Annotated in this window: 18 protein-coding genes and 1 pseudogene; 10 read left to right on the forward strand and 9 right to left on the reverse strand. The window is 64.7% G+C overall.

Annotated features, from left to right (window positions below; all coding sequences use genetic code 11):
- Positions 1 to 27 precede the first annotated feature (27 nt).
- From AC51GT_RS24850 to AC51GT_RS24860, 3 genes are all read right to left on the reverse strand, one after another.
- Complete coding sequence (locus tag AC51GT_RS24850) at positions 28 to 516, reverse strand: SRPBCC family protein (protein WP_496326267.1); 489 nt, start codon at positions 514 to 516, stop codon at positions 28 to 30.
- 120 nt (positions 517 to 636) lie between these two features.
- Positions 637 to 1,848, reverse strand: a complete 1,212-nt coding sequence (locus AC51GT_RS24855) for an RNA polymerase sigma factor (protein ID WP_496330467.1) — start codon at positions 1,846 to 1,848, stop codon at positions 637 to 639.
- Positions 1,845 to 2,180, reverse strand: a complete 336-nt coding sequence (locus tag AC51GT_RS24860) for a YciI family protein (RefSeq protein ID WP_496326265.1) — start codon at positions 2,178 to 2,180, stop codon at positions 1,845 to 1,847. Before AC51GT_RS24860 ends, AC51GT_RS24855 begins: the two co-directional genes overlap by 4 nt.
- Positions 2,181 to 2,284: 104 nt before the next feature.
- On the opposite strand from AC51GT_RS24860, the gene AC51GT_RS24865 reads away from it, so the two are divergent.
- On the forward strand, positions 2,285 to 3,163 hold the full coding sequence (locus AC51GT_RS24865) for an LLM class flavin-dependent oxidoreductase (protein WP_496326264.1): 879 nt from the start codon (positions 2,285 to 2,287) through the stop codon (positions 3,161 to 3,163).
- Here the strand turns inward: AC51GT_RS24865 and AC51GT_RS24870 are convergent.
- Positions 3,160 to 3,813 (reverse strand): response regulator, encoded by a 654-nt coding sequence (locus tag AC51GT_RS24870; RefSeq protein WP_496326263.1) that lies wholly within the window; start codon positions 3,811 to 3,813, stop codon positions 3,160 to 3,162. The genes AC51GT_RS24865 and AC51GT_RS24870 overlap by 4 nt on opposite strands.
- 46 nt (positions 3,814 to 3,859) lie before the next feature.
- Positions 3,860 to 5,071: a sensor histidine kinase gene (locus tag AC51GT_RS24875; protein WP_496326262.1), complete on the reverse strand. Its 1,212-nt coding sequence runs from the start codon at positions 5,069 to 5,071 to the stop codon at positions 3,860 to 3,862.
- Positions 5,072 to 5,249: 178 nt separating this feature from the next.
- Here AC51GT_RS24875 and AC51GT_RS24880 point away from each other — a divergent pair, with 178 nt between their 5' ends.
- Positions 5,250 to 5,912 carry a DUF4352 domain-containing protein gene (locus tag AC51GT_RS24880; RefSeq protein WP_496330468.1) on the forward strand — a complete coding sequence of 221 codons (663 nt, stop codon included), beginning with the start codon at positions 5,250 to 5,252 and terminating at the stop codon, positions 5,910 to 5,912.
- 16 nt (positions 5,913 to 5,928) lie between these two features.
- On the opposite strand, the gene AC51GT_RS24885 is transcribed toward AC51GT_RS24880, so the two are convergent.
- Positions 5,929 to 6,351: a GtrA family protein gene (locus tag AC51GT_RS24885; RefSeq protein ID WP_496326521.1), complete on the reverse strand. Its 423-nt coding sequence runs from the start codon at positions 6,349 to 6,351 to the stop codon at positions 5,929 to 5,931.
- Positions 6,352 to 6,731: 380 nt separating this feature from the next.
- On the opposite strand from AC51GT_RS24885, the gene AC51GT_RS24890 reads away from it, so the two are divergent.
- Both AC51GT_RS24890 and AC51GT_RS24895 read left to right on the forward strand, forming a co-directional pair.
- Entirely contained in the window at positions 6,732 to 8,285 is a 1,554-nt protein-coding gene (locus tag AC51GT_RS24890) for an MFS transporter (RefSeq protein ID WP_496330469.1), read from the forward strand.
- Positions 8,272 to 9,108 (forward strand): GNAT family N-acetyltransferase, encoded by an 837-nt coding sequence (locus AC51GT_RS24895; RefSeq protein WP_496330470.1) that lies wholly within the window; start codon positions 8,272 to 8,274, stop codon positions 9,106 to 9,108. The genes AC51GT_RS24890 and AC51GT_RS24895 overlap by 14 nt, the downstream gene beginning before the upstream one ends.
- 65 nt (positions 9,109 to 9,173) lie before the next feature.
- On the opposite strand, the gene AC51GT_RS24900 is transcribed toward AC51GT_RS24895, so the two are convergent.
- Positions 9,174 to 10,559 carry a WS/DGAT/MGAT family O-acyltransferase gene (locus AC51GT_RS24900; protein ID WP_496330471.1) on the reverse strand — a complete coding sequence of 462 codons (1,386 nt, stop codon included), beginning with the start codon at positions 10,557 to 10,559 and terminating at the stop codon, positions 9,174 to 9,176.
- Between the two features lie 172 nt (positions 10,560 to 10,731).
- Here AC51GT_RS24900 and AC51GT_RS24905 point away from each other — a divergent pair, with 172 nt between their 5' ends.
- A complete protein-coding gene (locus tag AC51GT_RS24905; RefSeq protein WP_496330472.1) occupies positions 10,732 to 11,694 on the forward strand; it encodes an LLM class F420-dependent oxidoreductase in 963 nt (320 codons plus the stop codon).
- Here the strand turns inward: AC51GT_RS24905 and AC51GT_RS24910 are convergent.
- Positions 11,672 to 12,109 carry a DUF4259 domain-containing protein gene (locus tag AC51GT_RS24910; RefSeq protein ID WP_496330473.1) on the reverse strand — a complete coding sequence of 146 codons (438 nt, stop codon included), beginning with the start codon at positions 12,107 to 12,109 and terminating at the stop codon, positions 11,672 to 11,674. The genes AC51GT_RS24905 and AC51GT_RS24910 overlap by 23 nt on opposite strands.
- 244 nt (positions 12,110 to 12,353) lie before the next feature.
- Between AC51GT_RS24910 and AC51GT_RS24915 the strand changes: the two genes are divergently transcribed.
- Entirely contained in the window at positions 12,354 to 13,889 is a 1,536-nt protein-coding gene (locus tag AC51GT_RS24915) for a phytoene desaturase family protein (RefSeq protein ID WP_496330474.1), read from the forward strand.
- A gap of 10 nt (positions 13,890 to 13,899) precedes the next feature.
- Here the strand turns inward: AC51GT_RS24915 and AC51GT_RS24920 are convergent, their stop codons facing one another.
- Positions 13,900 to 14,694, reverse strand: a complete 795-nt coding sequence (locus AC51GT_RS24920) for an SDR family oxidoreductase (protein ID WP_496330475.1) — start codon at positions 14,692 to 14,694, stop codon at positions 13,900 to 13,902.
- Positions 14,695 to 14,770: 76 nt separating this feature from the next.
- Here AC51GT_RS24920 and dprE1 point away from each other — a divergent pair, with 76 nt between their 5' ends.
- The 4 genes and pseudogenes from dprE1 to AC51GT_RS24940 form a co-directional block, all read left to right on the forward strand.
- Complete coding sequence (gene dprE1, locus AC51GT_RS24925) at positions 14,771 to 16,192, forward strand: decaprenylphosphoryl-beta-D-ribose oxidase (RefSeq protein WP_496330476.1); 1,422 nt, start codon at positions 14,771 to 14,773, stop codon at positions 16,190 to 16,192.
- A gap of 34 nt (positions 16,193 to 16,226) precedes the next feature.
- Complete coding sequence (gene dprE2 / locus AC51GT_RS24930) at positions 16,227 to 16,988, forward strand: decaprenylphospho-beta-D-erythro-pentofuranosid-2-ulose 2-reductase (protein ID WP_496330477.1); 762 nt, start codon at positions 16,227 to 16,229, stop codon at positions 16,986 to 16,988.
- 4 nt (positions 16,989 to 16,992) lie between these two features.
- Complete coding sequence (locus AC51GT_RS24935; protein ID WP_496330478.1) at positions 16,993 to 18,876, forward strand: galactan 5-O-arabinofuranosyltransferase; 1,884 nt, start codon at positions 16,993 to 16,995, stop codon at positions 18,874 to 18,876.
- A 69-nt stretch (positions 18,877 to 18,945) separates the two neighbouring features.
- A pseudogene (locus AC51GT_RS24940) lies at positions 18,946 to 20,169 on the forward strand (IS30 family transposase); the annotation flags it as partial.

A 20,169-nucleotide genomic window follows, 5' to 3' on the forward strand; every position in this document is an offset into this window, starting at 1 on the left:
GCCTGGCTCCCTTTCGGTTCGGCGTGACTAGTACCGCCCGATGGGCTTCCCGGTGCCCGTCGTGGCCAGCTGCGGCAGGCTCTGGGTGATGTAGAAGCCCCACCCGCGTGAGCAGGCGTCGAAGCACTCGGACTCCTCGGTCAGGCCTTCGTGGGTGAAGTCGACCCTCGCCCCGCCCGGTGCGGCGGAGATATCGAAGACGACGTTGGTGTCGGTCCACTCGTTGCGGTCATCGATGAAGGTCAGGACCGAATCGACCACGTGCCAGACCATCCGCTTCCCGGGGACCACGTCGGTCAGGTGGAACCTGCAGTACCGTATGCCCTCTTTCGAGGTCAGGGCCAACTCGCCCGGATACTCGGCGTCGTCGAAGAAGACGAACTCGTCGCCGAGGTCGTGGGTACTGCCGATGATGTTCTCGGACCACCACCCGCGCACATCGGCGACTGCTTCGAAGACCTCTTCGGGTGTGCGATCGACGGTCATCGTGGCGCTCAAATACTGTTTGTTCGACATGCGTTCAGCCTCTCTGTTCGGCGGGTTACACCCCACCGACGAAGCACCCGGCCTCAGATCGACATCATCGAAGAACTTTTTCACCCGGTTACGCCGCACCCCGATAACGCCGGACGCCGTCTACAACTCCCGGAGACGACGGTCCAGGTATCGGCGCTCGGCATCGGACGGCGCCAACGACAACGCCTCCCGATACGCCGACGCGGCCCGGTCCGTCTGACCGTCGCGCCGCAACAGGTCGGCGCGTGCCGCCGGGAGAAGGTAATAGCCATCGAGGTCCCCGGCCGCGGTCAGCTCGTCGATCAGGCGAAGGCCGGCCGGGATGTTGTCGGCCATGGCGACGGCGACCGCGCGATTGAGTTCGACGACCGGAGACGGTGTCATGCGGGCGAGTTCGGAATACAGGGCCGCGATCTGTGGCCAGTCCGTGTCCGCGGAATCGGTTGCGGTCGCGTGACAGGCGGCGATCGCAGCCTGGACCTGGTACGGCCCAGGGCGCCGAACCGCAAGCGCGCCGTCGAGCGCGGCAACGCCGTCTGCGATGAGCGCGCCGTCCCACCGGCTGCGGTCCTGGTCTTCCAACGGGACCAGCGTGTCGGCTTCGAAACGCTGTTCGCGCCTGGCCTCGAGCAGCAGCATCAACGCAAGCAGGCCACGCGGTTCCGGCTCGTCGGGCATCAGCCGGACCAACATCCGGGCCAGGTGGATCCCCTCACCGGCCAGTGCCCGCTGCCCGTCCTTCTCGTCGTAGCCCTGGTTGAAGATCAGATAGAGAACCGCGAGCACCGCCGACAACCGTTCCGGAAGACTCTCGACCGGCGGAACCCGATATGGGATCCCGGCCTCCGCGATCTTGCGCTTGGCCCGCACGATTCGTTGCGCCATCGCGGATTCGGACGTCAGGAACGCATCGGCTATCTCGGCCGTACTCAGCCCTGCCAGCGTGCGCAGCGTCAGTGCCACGCGGGCCGCGAACGGCAGGGCGGGATGACAGCAGGTGAAGATCAGCCGCAACCGCTCGTCGGGAATCTCCTGCGGCGCAGCCGGTGCCATGGGCAGCACCGAGATCTGGCGTAGCTTCGCCGTTTCGGCGGTGGCGTGACGCAGCCGGTCGGTCATCCGGTTGCGGGCCACCGTGGTGAGCCACGCACCCGGCCGGCGTGGGATGCCGTCGCGTGTCCAGGTCGCCATGGCGGCGGCGAATGAATCCTGTGCACATTCCTCGGCGAGGTCCCAGTCCCCGGTCAACCCGATCAGGGTCGCGACCACCTGACCCCACTCGTCTCGATACGCGGCGTCGACTGCGGCACGGACCTCGTCCGGTGTGGTCATTCCCAGACGGGACGCACTTCCACGCATCCCCTACGCGCGTACGGATGTCCCGCGGCGATCTCGATCGCCTCGTCCAGATCGGCGCAGTCGATGATGTCGACACCTCCGACGAAGTCTTTCGTCTCGGCGAACGGGCCGTCGGAGATGAGCGTCTCACCGTCTCGGACGCGCACCGTCGTGGCATCGGCGGTGGGCCGGAGCCGGGCGCCGCCGAGCTGGACGGCTCGCCGGGCGACCTCGGCGTCCCACTCCTGATACGCGGGATCGGCGGCGATCTCCTCATTGGAGGGCGCGTCCTTCTCGTCGTCGCAGATCAGGAGCACATATTTCATTGGCCACATATACCGCACGGATCGGGACGCAACAAGAGGCACCGATCGCCACCACCATACTAGAACTCGTTCTAGTATGAGCGGACGACGATTCTAGGAGGATCATGCGGTTCACGTTCGCGGAGGCAATGACGGATCCGAGCCATTACCTGCCCCTGGCGAAGGCGGCAGAGGAGGCCGGTTACGAAGGTTTCACGATCCCCGACTCGATCGCGTATCCCGAGCAATCGGACTCGACATATCCGTACACCGAGGACGGCAACCGGGAGTTCCTCGAGGACAAGGCGTTCATCGAGACCTTTGTGATGGCGGCGGCGATGGGTGCGGTCACCGAGAAGATCCGCTTCAACCCATTTGTCCTCAAGTTGCCCGTCCGGCCGCCGGCACTGGTGGCAAAACAGGCGATGTCGGTTGCGGTGTTGACCAACAACAGGTTTTCACTCGGTGTCGGCACCAGCCCCTGGGCCGAGGATTACGAGATCATGGGCGTCGACCCCAAACGCAAGGGTCGCCGGATGAACGAGTGCATGGACATCATCCGCGGGCTCAGCACCGGCGACTACTTCGAGTTCCACGGGGAGTTCTACGACATCCCCCGGATCAAGATGAATCCGGTTCCGACCAAACCGATTCCACTACTCGTCGGCGGCCACGCCGACCTCGCCCTCAGACGCGCGGTGATCCGCGGCGACGGCTGGATGCACGGCGGCGGGCAACCCGAGGAACTCGACGCACTGCTCACCAAGATCCAGGACATCCGCAAAGCGGAGGGAAAGCTGAACGACCCCTTCGAGATTCACGTCATCTCGATGGACGCATACACCCCGGACGGCTGTAAGCGCCTCGAGGACAAAGGCATCACCGACGTGATCGTCGGCTTCCGGATCCCCTACATCGTCGGCAACGACACCGAGCCGTTGCAGAAGAAGATCGATCACCTCAACATGTTCGCCGATTCGGTGATCAGCAAGGTCAACGGCTAGCTCACCAGGCCGGCCCGAAACGCCACCAGCGCCGCCTCGACCCGATTGCGGGCACCGAGTTTCATGAAGACCGCGGACAGATGGGTTTTCACGGTCGTCTCGCTGAGGAACAATTCTGAGGCGATGGCGGCGTTGGGGGCGCCGGTGGCCATCGACTTCAGCACGTCGCGTTCCCGCTCGCTCAGTTTGTCGATCGCGGACGGGTCGGTGACCACCGTCTGCGTGCGGCCGCCGGTGATGCGGCGCAACGACTCCTGGCTGAACAACGTGTTGCCGGCCGCGACTGCGCGGACCGATTGCTGAAATGTCTGGGGTGGCTCATCCTTGCTCAGGAAACTGTGTGCGCCGGCGCAGACCGCCTGCACCACAAGGTCATCGACATCCATGGCTGTCATGGCGATCACCCGGGGCGGGTCGGGCATGGTCATCAACGCGCGGGTGGCATCGAGACCGCCCATGCGTTTCATCTTCAGGTCCATCAGCACCACGTGCGGACGGAACTGCGTGACCGCGGCAAAGACCTCGTCACCGTCGCCGACGTCGGCAACCACAACGATGTCCGTGGTGGCGGCGAAGATGTCCGAGACACCGCGCCGCACAAAGGGATCGTCGTCGGCGATCAGCACGGTGATCAGGTGTGGTCCGGTCATGGTGCGCCCAGCGTATTACCCGCCACCGACAGCGCGACCGGCGACACTAGGAATACCAGGGCAACCAGCAATCGGTGACGAACTCGCCTCCCACCACACCCGCATGAAAGGTCCCACCGATGTCCCCGGCCTGCTCGGCGAGTCCACGCAACCCGGACCGCGATCCCACCGGGACCAGCGGCGGGCGGTTGCTGAGCCGATTGCAGATGTTGATGCGGATCCCGTGTTCACCGGCACCGACGATCGAAATTCGAATCGTCTGATCCCCCGCGTACTTCTGTGCGTTGGTGAGCGATTCCTGCACCACCCGGTAGGTGACGTGCCCGGAGACGGTCCCGATGTCGCCGGGCAACAGGTCTGTGTAGAGGGTGGCGTGCAGGCCCGCGGCCCGCGCGCCCTGCACCAGTTCGGCTATGGCGTCGATCCCCTGGTGCCCACTGTGTTGTTGGGGAGCCGAACCCCGCAGGACCCCGACGATGTTCTTCAGGTCGTCGAGGGCGTCGTGCGCGGTCGAGCGGATCAGTGAGGCGTTGTTGACGATTTTCTCCGGATTGTCGGTGCCACCGACCTGGACCGCCCCGGCCATCAGGGAGATGCGGCTCAGGCTCGCCGCCAGGGTGTCGTGCATGTCGCGCGCGATGCGGGTGCGTTCTTCGGTTCGGATCATCTCGTCCCGCATCACATCGGTCTGTTTGGTCGCCCGGTCCCGGCTCAGTTCCGCGCGGGCCAGTTCGACCTGGGTATGCCGCAACAGTGCGACGGTGATGACGATGGCCACCAGGGCTGCGGCCACCAGCCACGGGATCCACAGCGGCACATCCCAGTCCGGACTGGGAGCGCCTTCTTCGGGCTGGGGGGAGCTGATGGTCAGGACCGAGTTGTCCCGGGTGCGCATGGTGTCGTAGATCAGTGACATGCTGGATGCCAGATATGCCGCGAAAGCCGCCAGGGCCAACCGGATCCCGCGTTCGGCCTGCGCGACCGCGTAGAGCGCGATGAGCGCCGCGGTGGCGTCGGTCGAGAAGAACATCGGACCCACGGCCGCCACCGCCAGCACCGGCATGGGGAAGCGGTGACGCCAGACGAGCGCCGCGGCCGCCAGCAGGTTCAGCAGCAACCCGATGGTGGAGTTCCACACCGGGACGCTGCTCGACTCAGAGGTGAGCGCGACAGCCAGAATCGAGCCGAACACGCTCAGGCTCACGGCGCCGGTGGTCCAGAGCCGGCGCCGGATGGTGTCGCCGGAAGTTGTTGTCACGGTATGCAGGCTACGGCGAACCTCCGACGCCGCGCGATCCACCGAACGGTCGGAGTCCGCCGGGGTTCTCCGCCCGAATGTAGGAGGGACGCCGTCCCTTCGGAGGAGGTGCGCGGGTATCCGGATGCGGTCTGCTGTTCACACCACGCCAACCCCCCACCACTCAGGAGGATCTGCCATGACCAATCCAGGCGCCCCGGGCGACAACAACCCGTACAACCAGCCCTACAACCCCATTCCGGGGCCGTATCAGCAGCAGCCGCCGACGAAGAAGCGTCGGGTCTGGCCCTGGGTCGTGATCGGTGTGCCGATCCTGTTGATCGGTGCCTGCACCGCGATCGTCGCCGGCAGTGGCGGCGACAACGACACCAGTGTCACCACGGCCTCGGGTGAGGCCTCGGCGCCGGCGGCCGAGGGGAACGAGACGAATACCGGACCCGACTTCCCGGGGAAATTGGACGACGACACCGCTGCGGTGGGCGGCGACACGATTACCCACGACAACCTGGCATATACCGTGGGACCGCTGGAAAACGCCAATTCCGATTTCGGGGATTACCTGTGCAGCAGTGTGACCATCAAGAATGTTGGTTCGAAGCAAAATGATTTCAATGGCTATTTGGACTGGAGCCTGCTGGATGCCTCCGGCACGATCAGAGACGCCACCTTCGCTCCCGAGAAGCAATCGCTGAACTCGGGCGACCTCGCACCGGGCGGGCAAACGGGGGGCGACATCTGCTTCGAGGCGCGCGACGGAGCCGGCCCCGGAATGTACGTGGTGCTGTTCGAGGACACGTTCTCGCTGTCGTCGGACCGCCTCGCGTGGGTCAACACCCGGTAGCCCGGGCGGGAGGTGGTCAGCGGATCTTGAAGATCACGGTCCGCTGCACCACGAAGTTGATGACGGTGGCGGTGCCCTGGGCGACGACGAAGGCGACCAGGCTCCACACCACCGTGTCGTCCCAGGCCCGCGACAAGACGGTGTAAATACCCACCTGAACCACAAAGGTCACCAGGTAGAGCACTGCAACGGCCACAAATCGGGCGACGCTCGGTTCGGCCCGGAACGTCCACCGCCGGTTGATGAGGTACGCCATCGTGGTGCCGAACACGAACCCGATCGACTTGGCGGCCCACTCCGGGAATCCGAGCACATGCTGGAAGAGCAGGGTCAACCCGATGTCGAGGACTCCGGACGCCGCGCCGGTGATGACAAAACGGACCACCTGGGTCTTCAGATCGCCACCGGCCGGCTTCGGGCTCTCGACTGCCGTGTCCACTTCGGTTGCCCGACACCCCTCTGCCTGCTCTTCTGCCACCCCGACACCCTAGCGGCCGGCGACTCCGCCCGTCCGCAGGGCTCTCCACCTGCTCGACTCGGAAAACGAACGCGGCGTCGAATTAGAAATAAGAGAATTGAAAAACTCCGACCCCCGACGTGGCTTGCGAATTGGACACCCGAGGCCTATTCTCCAAATCTGGACGCTTTGCACAAAGGCGATCTATTGCAATATTGTGCATCTCGCCATTCAACACCACGTCAATTGTCAATCTTTATGGTTTCCGATTTCGTCCCCACGTGCGTTGATCACGCGTGTGTCGAAAGGCGCTCTTGTCCACGTTGAATGATCGATCTGTTCACGCCCCCACAACCCTTACCGTGGTCTGCGTCGGCGTCTTCATGTTGCTCCTCGACATGACGATCGTGTCGACAGCACTTGCCGACATCCAGTCCGATCTGGCCGCAGACCTGACCGGACTGCAGTGGGTGGTCGACGGATACGCGCTGCCGATGGCCGCCTTCCTGCTGACTGCGGCGACCCTCGGGGACAGGTTGGGGCGCAAACGAATCTTCCTGGGCGGGCTGGCGGTATTCGTCCTGGCGTCGCTGGGTTGCGCATTGGCCGGCAGCATCACCGCCCTGAACCTCATTCGTGGCCTCCAGGGCTTCGGCGCTGCGATGATCCTGGGCGTCTCGCTCCCGCTGATCGCAGCGGCGTACCCGCCCGGACGAGGTCGTTCCTTCGCGATCGCGATATACGGCGCGGCCATGGGCGCGGGCACCGCCGCCGGCCCCTTGATCGGGGGCGCACTGGTCGGAGTGTTCGGATGGACATCGATCTTCCTGATCAACGTCCCGATCGGGATCATTGCGCTGGCCGTCGCATACTGGAAAATCCAGGAATCTCGCGGAGACCGGACCCGCTCGATCGACTTCGGCGGCACCGCAGCACTCAGTATCGCCCTGTGCGCCGGCGTGTTCGGGATCATCGAAGGTAACGCGCAGGGCTGGACCTCCCCGCTGATCCTCGGACTGTTCTCCGTCGCGGCGCTGTTCACGCTCGCGTTCGTGATCTGGGAGGCGAGGACGGCCGATCCGCTCATGGACCTGTCCCTGGTGCGCCGACCAGGGTTCACCGGGGTCGCGCTCGCTGCGTTCGCCACCTCCGGAACCCTCATCGCCGCAACCAATTACCTTGCGCTGTACCTGATGAACACGTTGGGATACACCCCGTTCGAAGCCGGGTTGCGCGCACTTCCCCTCACGCTCTCGGGCATCGTCGGTGCACCGGTCGGGATGATGGTGATACGCCGGATGTCGTTGGGCCACCTGGTCCCACTGTCCACCGCGTTGATCGCCGTCGGGCTGTGGACGACCGCCGGCATCTCGGCCGAGACCGAGTGGACACACTTCATCGTGGGTTCGATCATCGCCGGATTCGGTGTCGGAATGATCAGCGCGATCGCATCGGATGCAGCCCTGTCGTTTGTCCCCGAATCCGATTCAGGGATGGCAACGGGCGTGGTCAGCACCGCGCGACAGATCGGAACCGTGATCGGTATCGCCGGAATGGGCGCCTTGTTCGCACAGGCCGCCGCCTCTCGCGCCCGCGAAGAACTCGGGTCGATGACCATCGCCGGGACTCCGGTCGATGTGTCCGCAGATCAGACCGATGCGATCTCCGACGGGCTGGGGTCGGGTGCGGGCCTGGTGATCCTCGATCACATCCCCGCCCAATTCTCGCTTGCGCTACCCGAGCTCGGCCGCATCGCCCGCGAGTCCTCTGCGGCCGGCCTACAGGCGGCATTGATGGCCGCCGCTGCCGCCGCAACTGTCCTGAGCGTCATCGTCTACGCGTTGATCCGCCGCGACCACGCATTACATCCGGCTGCCGCGGAGCAGCCCCGAGAGGAGCCCCATGTCCATCACTGAAACGTTGCTGATCCCGGCCGCATCCGAGAATGGCTACGCCATCAGCGTGACAACCGATCCGGGCGATATCGAGGCCGCCCAACGCCTGCGCTATCAGTCGTTCGCGGACGAGATGGGGGCATTCCTGCCCGACTCGGTGCTCGGGGAGCACACCGGCGAGCTGATCGACGTCGACCAGTTCGACCCGTTCTGCGAGCACCTGGTTGCGCGCTCCGCACGGACCGGCGAAGTGGTCGGTTGCTACCGGGCACTGTTCCCCGACGGCGCGAAGGCTGTCGGCACCACGTTCACCAAAATCGAGTTCGAGTTCAGCGAGGCACTCGAGGCGCTGCGACCCTCTCTCGTCGAACTGGGCCGGGCCGCAGTACATCCCGATCACCGCAACGGCGCGGTGATGGGTCTGCTATGGGCCGGGATGCTCCAGTACCAGGAACGCACCGGGCACGAGCACGCCATCGGCTGCGCATCAGTACAGATGGAGGCCGGTGGGCCGCGCGGATCGCTGGTCCGCAAAGTCCGGGACTTCGCGAACAAGCGCTCCATCGCGCCACCGGAATACCGCGTGACGCCCAAGACCCCGGTCATCGTCGAAGGCCGAACCCTCGATGACATCGCAGCCCCGGAGGGCCGGGTCAAGATTCCACCGATGTTGCAGGGCTACCTGCGAATCGGTGCCGTCGTCTGCGGCCCACCCGCGTACGACTCCGAGTTCGACGTGGCCGATTTCGCGGTCCTGCTCTCCCGCCCGCAACTCAATCTCCGGTACGTGCAGCGGCTGACCGAGGCATTGGTGGCCCGGCAGGCTTCCGTCACCACGCCATGACCATGGTGCGATCCACCTGATCTGGGCGGTGACACGGTGGTCGACCTGATCAGGCGGTCCGGCCCTCAGTCGACGCTGCAGAGCTTCTCGAGCTCTTCCAATGCGGTGTCGAGGTGGGTCAGGATCCGCTGCAGGCTCGGGACCTCCGCTCGCGCGCCGGTGACCCCGAAGTTCACCATGTCCGCGTTTGTGGCCACGGTGATGTTGAGCGCCTGACCGTCCATCGCGATCGACGCCGGGTACACCCCGGCGAGCCGGGCGCCGTTCCAGTACAGATCATGCTGCGGCCCGGGCACATTCGAGATGATGAGGTTGAACGGCGGCGGGGTCATCCGGACGAATCCCGGTACCGTCGAGAACGCGAGCGGCGCGGCGATGACGGCGCCGTATCCCATCGCCTGCAACGGGCTCAGTCCCCGGATGACCTGCTTGCTCGCCTGGGTCGATTCGACCACGGCCGCGAGCCGGCGTTCCGGATCGGGTTGATCCGTCGCGAGATTCGCCAGGATCGCGGTGATCGCGTTGCCTTCCGAGGAATCGGAACCCTTGGCGTGCATCGACACCGGCATCATCGCGATCAACGGGGCCTCGGGCAGGGCATTCTGGTCGATCAGATACGAGCGCAGGGCGCCCGCACACATCGCCATCACCACATCGTTCAGGGTGATCCCCAGCCCCGATGCCAGCGCGAGCAGACGCGTCGTCGACCACTGCTCACCGGCAAATCGGCGGGCGCCCCCGATCGGGACGTTGAACATGGTGCGCGGCGCCTGCATCGGCACCATCAGGTTCGTGTCCCGCAGGGCCCGGAGTCCGACCCGCGCGGAGGCAGGCAGCAAACCCATGAGCTCGCCCGCCACCTTGAAGCCGTCGGAGAGCAGACTCCGGGACTCCTCGGAACCCAGTTCCGGCGCCTTGGGCCGCGGAACGAACAGCTCCGGATCCCAGGACGCCCGGCCCGTCCGGGCATCGCAGTGCGGCGACAAGGTCTTCTCGAGCAGCTTCAGAGCCGAGACCCCGTCGACCAGCGAATGGTGGATCTTCGTGTACATGGCCACCCGTCCGTCGGCGAGGCCCTCGATGAGATGTAGCTCCCACATCGGTCGATGCCGGTCCAGCAGCGCTCCGTGATTGGCCGAGACGTAGCGCAACAGTTCACGCACCCGGCCCGGACGGGGCAGCACCGTTCGTCGAACGTGATATTCGAGGTCGACCTCTTTGTCGTGGGTCCACCGGACGGTTCCCATGACACCCACCGGCGACGCCGGGCGCTTACGAAACAAGCGATGTACGTCGGTTTGTGCCTGGAAGGTCTCGAACATCTGCTCGCCCAGTTCGTCGGCAGAACTGCCCTCGGCCGGCTCGAACAACTGCAGGCCCCCGACGTGCATGGGGTGTTCCCGAGATTCCGCCAGTAGGAACATGGATTCGGTGATCGGCATATAAGGCATACGCACTCCTGACCTCGGCTCGTGTGCTTCAGGCCTCGCGCCCTCGTGCATGTGGCACACGTTACAAGCTCGCCGTCGGTGGCACGGGGTTTGGAGGCCCCCCGCATCTGTTCAGCGCACTCGCCGGCGGCTCGGGGGTTTGCCGGCGCACCCGCGGGGAAACCTGGGAGGTATGCGGTACGGATACACACTGATGACAGAACAGAGCGGACCCAAGGATCTGGTGCGCTATGCAGCGTCCGCAGAGGATGCGGGCTTCGACTTCGAAGTCGCCAGCGACCATTACTCGCCGTGGTTGGCCTCGCAGGGACACGCACCCTACGTCTGGAGTGTTCTGGGAGCGGTCGCCCACGTCACCGAACGCGTCGACCTGGCGACGTACGTCACCGCACCGACGATGCGGTACCACCCTGCCGTCGTCGCACAGAAGGCCGCGACGATGCAGTTGCTCGCCGACGGACGGTTCATCCTCGGTCTCGGGTCCGGCGAGAACCTCAACGAACACACGGTCGGCCAGGGCTGGCCCGCGGTGGATCAGCGCCAGGACATGTTCGTCGAAGCGGTCGAGATCATCCGTGACCTCCACGCGGGCGAGCTGGTGACCTACGAGGGCAAGTACTTTCGGGTCGATTCCGCCCGGATCTGGGACCTGCCCGACGATGGGATCCCGATCGGGCTCGCGGTGTCGGGCGACAAGTCGATCGAGAAGTTCGCACCGCTCGGGGACCACCTGATCTCCACCGAACCCGAGGCCGATCTGGTCAGCGCATGGGACCGGTATCACCCCGACGGATCCAGGAAGATCGGTCAGGTGCCCATCTGCTGGGATCCCGATCGCAACGCTGCGATCGCTCGGGCCCACGACCAATTCCGCTGGTTCGCCGGCGGGTGGTCGGTCAACGCCGATTTGCCCACGACCGCAGGTTTCCAGGGCGCCACCGAATATGTCCGGCCGGAAGATGTCGCCTCATCGATTGCGTGTGGCCCAGATCTCGATGAATTGGCCGAGAGCGTCAGACCATTTTTGGAGGCGGGCTATACCGATGTGGCGCTGGTACAGGTCGGCGGTCAGACGCAGGACGCTTTCTTGAGCGAGGCAGCAGAACCCTTGCTCAAGAAGCTGCGCGCACTCTGAGGCTGCGCGCCGCCCGTTCTTCCAACTCGTCGGTCACCGCGTCGAGGACCGCAAGCGCATCATCGAGACGGTCCGCGCGGGCCCACACCCGAGACCATGCACTGGTGGGTGATGCGAGGCGCTTCAGTGTGGCCAAAGCAAGGTCGAGGAGATCCGACGTAACCGGGAATCCTTTGTCCGCCAACATTTTCGGTCCGACACCCGGCACCAGAAGCGGGGTGCCCGGGAGCGCTGCCGCCACAGTGGTCGCGGCGGCCAGAGCCGACAAACCGGCTGCTTCGTCATCGCGTTCGAACACCGCCGACAACGCGGCCCGAACCACGACCGGCCTCGCCGCATCCGCGGCCCGATCGAACCTGCCCACCCACGCGATCGCAGGTTCGTTGTCGAATGCCCCGGTTCCCCAGATCTGCACTTCGATGCCCCTGCCGTGGTGAACAAGTTCGGATAATTACCAACGCAAATAATACCGGACGTGTTGGTCCGACAGTTATTTCAGCGCCTTTCGATATCTCTCCCCGCCGACCGCGATAAACGCTCATGATTTTCTCGGGTTCGGCTTCGCAGTGATTGACGCAGGGCCGAATCAGACATTCCGACCATTGTTCGGCTCACCGGATCACCCGGTGATGCGAGGCTGGTGGCGGCATCATGTGCGCATGGAGACCTTCGACGACATCGTGATCGGGGCCGGCCACAACGGCCTCACCGCGGCCGCCTACCTCGCCCGCGCCGGTCGAAAGGTCCTGGTCCTCGAGCGGTCCGATCACACCGGCGGGGCAACGGTTTCGGCGCAGCCCTTCCCCGGCATGGACGCCCGACTCTCCCGCTATTCGTATCTGGTCTCGCTACTGCCCCGGCAGATCATCACCGACCTCGACCTCGACCTCACACTCGTCAGGCGACGCTATTCGTCGTACACACCGCTGCCCGATGACCCCGGTCGCGGCATCCTCGTCGACACCGCCGACGACCGGGCGACCGCGGCCTCGTTTCGCGCCGCCACCGGCTCCGACCGGGACTTCGCCGCCTGGCAGAAGTTCTACGCCACGATGACGACCATCGCCGACGGCGTCTTCCCGACCATGCTGCGACCGCTGATGAGTGCCGACGAGATGGCGTCGATCGCCGGGGTCGACCTCGACTCCATGGATCTCTGGGAGGAGCTGACCAGCACGCCGCTGGGCAACATCATCGACCGCACCTTCACCGACGACATCGTGCGCGGGATCGTCGCGACCGACGGATTGATCGGCACATTCGCCGACCTGTACGACCCCTCACTACTGCAGAACGTCTGCCTGCTCTATCACCTGATCGGGGGCGGGACCGGCGACTGGGATGTGCCGGTCGGGGGCATGGGCGCGGTGTCCGGCGCGTTGGCGACAGCAGCGGTCGCGGCCGGCGCGCAGATCAGGACGGGTGTCGAGGTCACCGCCATCGACGCCACCGACGGCCGGGTCGGCTGGCCCGGCGGTTCCGCGTCGGCGGAGTTCATCCACGCCGCGTGCGCGCCCGCGGTCGTAGACTCGTTGCTCGAGACCCCGGCTCTGGGCGGGCCGGCACCGCAGGGCGCGCAATTGAAGATCAACGTGCTGCTGCGTCGCCTGCCGAAGCTTCGCGATGTGACCATCGCACCGGGCGTCGCGTTCTCCGGGACGTTTCATGTGCATGAGGGCTTCGACGCCCTCGCGCGCTCACATCAGCAGGCCGCGGCCGGTTTCATCCCCACCACGCCACCCTGTGAGATCTACTGCCACACTCTGTCCGACCCCACGATTCTCGGCCCCGCACTCGACGGCATGCACACCCTGACCCTGTTCGGACTGCACATGCCGCCCGAGTTGTTCACCACTGCGGGCGCCAAAGACCAAGCGGTGCAGTCAACCCTGGCCGCGCTGGACTCGGTACTCGACGAACCGATCGCCGACGTGATCGCCGTCGACATCAACGGCGACCCGTGTATCGAGGCGAAGACACCGAACGAATTGCAGAACGACGTGGGCCTGCCCGGCGGCAACATCTTTCACCGGCCGTTGCAGTGGCCGTGGGCGCAGACCGCCGATGCCGTGGGGACGTGGGGTGTGGAAACCGCGCATCCCCGGCTCCTCATCGCCGGCGCCGGAGCCCGACGGGGCGGCGGGGTCAGCGGAATCCCCGGCCACAATGCCGCCGCGGCGGTGCTCGAACCCTGAAGCCCTCGCGCTAGGAGTGGGCGAGGCGCTTGTTGACGAGTCGGGTCAACCAGGCCGGGGAGAACCGCGACCCAACCGTCATCGCCTTGGTCTGCCTGCCCACCGCGTAGTGGACCCGGTGGATGAGTTTGTCGACCCTGGCTTCCTCGACCGCGGCCACGATCGCGTCGGCCACATCCTGCGGTCCGAGCTTGATGCCGAGCGAGTCGGTGGTGCCCGTCGACACGTTCTCGGTCATCGCGGTCTGAACGAACAGCGGCCACATCGCGATCACCCGGATCCCGTGGGCGCCCCACTCGATGTCGAGTGCCTCGGTCAGGCCGCGGACGTAGAACTTGGTGGCACTGTAGGTGGCCAGTTCGGCCTGGCCGTAGATCGCCGAGGCCGACGCCATGTTCACCACCACGGAGTCCGGGGTGTTCTTCAGATGACGGAAGGCCTGGTGGCAGCCGTTCGTCACGCCTTTGACGTTGATGTCGATCTGGCGTTGCTGAGCTGCCAGCGAGATGTCCTCGAACGCCCCGGCCAGCAGGATCCCGGCGTTGTTCAGCAGCACGTCGAGACGGCCACCGCTGTGCTCGGCGAACTCGTCGAGCCGCCTGCCGAACTCGTCGGCGTCGGTCACATCGAGATGGCCGGTGACGATCCGCCCGCCGGCCGCCTCGACCTCCGTGGCGAGCGTGGCCAGTCCGGCGTCGTCGATGTCATAGGCCCCGACCGCATATCCCCTGCGTGCAAAGGTCAGCGCACTCTGACGCCCGATTCCCGCCGCGGCCCCGGTGATGAACACCCATCGTGTGGTCATACCTTGATTCTTACCATCGCTGGTTGTCACACAGACTCCGCGGCCCACTGCTCCGCCCCAGGTAGTCTCTGAATCGATGTCTACCGCTGAATTGCCCATTGAAACCCGCAAGCTCGTCGGCTGGAGCCGGACGACGCCGATCGAGGGTCACGTGCTGGCCACACCCGATGTCGAGGTGATCGCCAAGGCTGTCGCGCAGGTTGCCGATGCAAATGCCGACAAGCCGTCCTACCTGCGTCGCGGTGTCATCGCGCGCGGTCTGGGACGCTCCTACAACGAGTCCGCGCAGAACGTCGGTGGCCTGACCATCGACATGACGCAACTCAAGCGCATCCACTCGGTCGACGACACCACCGGGATCGTCGACCTCGACGCCGGCGTCTCGCTCGATGAGCTGATGGCCGTCGCCCTGCCGTTCGGGCTGTGGGTTCCGGTGTTGCCGGGCACCCGCCAGGTCACCATCGGTGGTGCCATCGCCCATGACATCCACGGCAAGAACCACCACAGCGCCGGCACGTTCGGGCAGCACGTGGTCGAGATCACGCTGCTCGTCGCCGACGGTCGCATCCTCACCCTGACCCCCTCGGGCAGCAGCGACGATCCAACCGGCGAACTCTTCTGGGCCACGGTCGCCGGCATCGGCCTGACCGGCATCATCCTGCGCGCCAAAGTGCAGCTCAAGCGCACCGAGAGCGCGTACTTCATCGCCGACACCGCCACCACGGCGAACCTCGACGAGACGATCGCCCTGCACCTCGAAGACGGATTCGAGGACGGCTACGAGTACGCATCGGGCTGGTTCGACTCGATCAGCAAGCCACCGAAGCTCGGACGCGGATCATTCAGCCGGGGCAACCTCGCGAAGCTCGAAGAACTCCCGCCCAAGTTGCAGAAGGATCCGCTGAAGTTCGTCAGCAAACCGCTGCTGACCCTGCCGGACGTCTTCCCGAAGGGTCTGGCGAACAAGTTCGATTTCTCGATCGTCGGCGAGGCCTACTACCGGATGGGGTCGAACAAAACCGGTCAGGTGAAAACTTTGCCGCAGTTCTATCACATGCTCGACGTCCTCGGAGAGTGGAATCGCGCCTACGGACGCGGGGGCGGATTCACGCAGTATCAATTCATCGTGCCCACCGGCAACGAGGATGAATTCAAGTCGATCATCGCCGATATCCAGGCTTCCGGACACGTCAGCTTCCTCAATGTCATCAAGCTCTTCGGCGAGGGAAACCAGGCCCCGCTGAGCTTTCCCTTCCGGGGCTGGAACGTCTGCCTCGATTTCCCCGTGAAGCATGGGCTCGGGGAGTTCCTCAACGAACTCGACCGTCGGGTGATGGCCATGGGCGGTCGCCTGTACACCGCCAAGGACTCGCGGACCTCCGCGCAGAACTTCCACGCCATGTACCCCGAGGTCGACTCGTGGATCGCAACGCGGCGCCGCATCGACCCGACCGGAGTCTTCATCTCCGATATGGCCCGGCGCCTCGAACTCGCCTGAACCACAACAACTCTCAACGCAGACAGGAACATTCATGATCAACGCCGTAGGCGTACCCCAGTCCGTGCTCGTTCTCGGCGGAAGCTCCGAGATCGGCCTGGCCATCACCGCCGAGTACCTCAAGAAGGGCCCGATGCGGGTGGTCCTGGCCACCATGCCCGGCGACCCCGCCGGTGAAGCGGCGGTGGAGACCATGAGGGCCGCGGGCGCGTCGTCGGTGGAGCGCATCGACTTCGACGCACTCAAGCCCGAGACGCATCCGGCAGTCATCGACCAGGCGTTCGCCGGCGGCGACATCGACGTGGCCATCGTGGCCTTCGGCGTCCAGGGTGTCGACGAAGAGGTGTGGCAGGACCAGCGCAAAGCCGTGTTCACCGCCACCATCAACTACACCGCAGCCGTTTCGGTCGGAGTGCTCCTCGGCCAGAAGATGCGCGAGCAGGGCCACGGCCAGATCATCGCCATGAGCTCGGTGGCCGGAGAACGGGTCCGGCGCAGCAACTTCGTCTACGGCTCCACCAAGGCCGGCCTCGACGGCTTCTACCTCGGACTCGGTGAGGCCCTGCGCGAGTACAACATTCGCGTGCTGGTGATCCGCCCCGGAATGGTCCGCACCCGGTTGTCGGCCCATGTGAAAGAAGCGCCGCTGACGGTCAACAAGGAAGACGTGGCCAAGCTGGCCGTGGCATCGGCCGACAAGGGCAAGGAACTGGTCTGGGCCCCGGGGCCGTTCCGTTTCGTGATGATCATCCTGCGGCACATCCCGCGCCCGATCTTCCGCAAGCTTCCCATCTGAGCCGATGCGGACCCATCTGTCCTCGATAGGGGATCTGATCGGCGCGGTCATCGTGGCCCTGGTGGTCTCGGGCTCCGGCCTGGCAGTGATCTCCCGGGTCGACTGGCCGGCATTCAACTCATCGAATGTCGCGACCGCGCTCACCACCACCGGTCAGGTGGCGGCCATCGTGATCCTGTTGATCGCGGTGACCCTGTCACGGACCGGCAAGGCCGGCCGGTTGATCAAACCCCTGTCGTGGGTGGGTATCTCATCGTTTGCGGCGGTCACCCTGGCGATGCCGCTGGGTGCCACCAAGCTCTACCTGTTCGGGATCTCTGTCGATCAGCAGTTCCGTACCGAATACCTCACGCGTCTGACCAACAGTCCACGGCTGGCGGACATGACCTATGCCGATCTGCCGCCGTACTATCCGGCGGGCTGGTTCTGGTTCGGCGGACGCTATGCCGACCTGACCGGCCAACCCGGCTGGGAGGCGTACAAGCCCTGGGCGATCATCTCCATCGCAGTTGCGGCCACGATTGCAATGGCGTTGTGGCAGCGCATGATCCGTACCGATCGCGCCATCGCGGTCACCCTTGCCTCCACGGTTCTGACCCTGATGTACGTCAGTCCCGAACCCTATGCGGCCGTGCTGGTCGTCGTCGGCGCACCGATGCTGATCACCATCCTGCACGGGCTGCGTTCGGGCAGCCGACCCGCCATCCTGGCCGGCGGACTGTTCCTCGGCGTCAGCGCCACCTTCTACACGCTCTACACCGGCCTCTACGCGATGACCGCCGTCCTGATGGCGTTGTACTTCGTTCTGGCGGCCTGGTTCGGGCAGTCCAACAAGACAATTCCGCCCCGCGACGTCCGGTCGGCCCGATGGCGTGCGGTCCGCGATTACGGCCTGCGCCTGGCGGTCATGGGTGTCATCGCAGGCCTCGTCGCCCTGATCGTCTGGGCGCCGTACCTGATCGACCGACTGCGGAACGAGCCGGCTTCCGGCGGTACCGCTGAGCATTACCTCCCGAGTTCGGGTGCGGTGCTGCCGACGCCGATGCTGCACTGGTCGCTGATCGGTGCCCTGACCATGGTCGGCCTGATCTGGATCGTGCTCCGATTCCGGACGCGCACAGTCGCTCTGACCTACGGCATCACCGTCTTTTCCATCTATCTGTTCTGTCTGCTCTCCATGGCACTGACCGCGACCGGCACCACGCTGCTCTCGTTCCGCATGGAGCCCGTTCTGACGGTGATCCTCGGCGTCGCCGGGGTCTACGGGTTCGCCGAACTCGCCGGTTATGCCGTCCGCCGCTTCGGCGACATCCGCACCGCCATCGCCATCATGGCGACCCTTGCCGCGATCGCCGTGGGACAGAGCATCCCGAACCATCTGGCCGCAGAGATCACCGTCGCCTACACCGACACCGACGGCTACGGCGAGCGGGCCGATCAGCGACCCGCCGGCGCACAGGCCTATTTCCCCGAGATCAACGACGTGATCCTCGAACAGACGGGTAGGCCTCAGGCCGACACCATCGTCCTGACCGCCGACTACGGATTCCTCTCGATCTACCCCTACTTCGGCTTCCAGGGCCTGACCTCTCACTACGCAAATCCTTTGGCGGAGTTCGACAAACGCGCCGCTGCGATCAAGACGTGGTCCGAATCCGAGACCACCGACAGCCTCATCGAACAACTGGACTCGTCACCCTGGCTTCCGCCGACGGTCTTCCTGTTCCGTTACAGCGCGGAGGGCTACGCACTGCGGTTGGCCGAGGACGTCTACCCCAACGATCCGAACGTCCGCCGGTACACGGTGACCTTCAACCCCAACGTGTTCGACGATCCCCGCTTCACCGTCACCAACATCGGCCCGTTCGTGTTGGCGGTCCGGAACTAGCCGCCGACCGTGCCGAAATCACCGTCTTGGGCTCAAGGAGTCGTTGCAACACCCTGACGATATGGGGTGATGTCGATGGGTACGCCACCGGTGCCAGTGGTCAAGGTTCGAACGTTTTGGCATTTGAAAGCAGCTGGGTGGTCCACGGCGCGGGCTGCGACACGCGCTGGGTTTTCGGTCCGATACGGCGGGAAGTTGGTGCACAAGCATGGTGGGGTGATCCCCACTGTGGTGCTACCTCAGATTGTCTCCGACTGCGGCTCGGGTCCTGCTGGACGTTATCTGTCATTGGACGAACGAGACTTGATAGCGGGCAAACGCACTGCGGGGTTATCGATTCGGGCGATCTCCCGGGATCTTCGGCGTAGTCCGTCGACGATTTCCCGGGAGATCAACCGCAACACGATGAGCCATAAACGGTATGCCGCCGGCGCAGCTCAACGCCTCGCTGAACAACGATTACCGCGACCGAAACCCCGCAAAGTGGTCACCAACGCTCGGTTGGGGCAGTACGTGTGGGAGAAGTTCAGCTGCCAGCAACGCTGGTCGCCGGAGCAGATCAGTACCCGCCTGGTGCTCGATTTCCCGGATGATGAATCTATGCGGATCAGCCCGGAAACGATCTATCAAAGCCTCTATGTTTTCCCCCGCGGGGAACTTAAAGCTGAGGTCAAACGGTGTTTACGGACCGGCAGGACGATCCGTAAACCCCATCGTCAGGCTGATGGGCGCCGCGACATAGTTCCCAAGGAGCTACTCATTGCCAATCGCCCGCCCGATGTTGAAGACCGGGCACTGCCTGGCGATTGGGAAGGCGACTGCATCGTCGGCAAAGACAATCAGTCCCAGATCGGAACGTTGGTCGACCGGATGACCCGATATGTGATTTTGCTGCACCTTCCTCACACGCGCACCGGCGAGGAGATGCGTGATGCGATGCGCGTTGCGATCGGCGAGTTGCCGACGACGTTGAAGCGGTCGATCACGTGGGATCAGGGTTCGGAAATGCGTGGGGCACATCGTGATATCGCTATTGATCATGATCTGTCGGTCTGGTTCTGCAATCCGCACTCGCCGTGGGAGCGTGGCACCAACGAAAACACCAATGGGTTGCTACGCCAATATTTTCCGAAGGGTACGGATCTGTCTGTTCATTCTGCCGCGTACCTCGATGAGGTTGCTGAGGCTCTCAATAATCGGCCGCGGAAGGCGCTCGATTTCAGGACACCAAACGAGGCGATGGCTGCGCTGCTAGATTCAGCGGATTGATGGTGTTGCGACGATCACTGGAAT

The organism is Williamsia sp. z34, assembly GCF_059553395.1.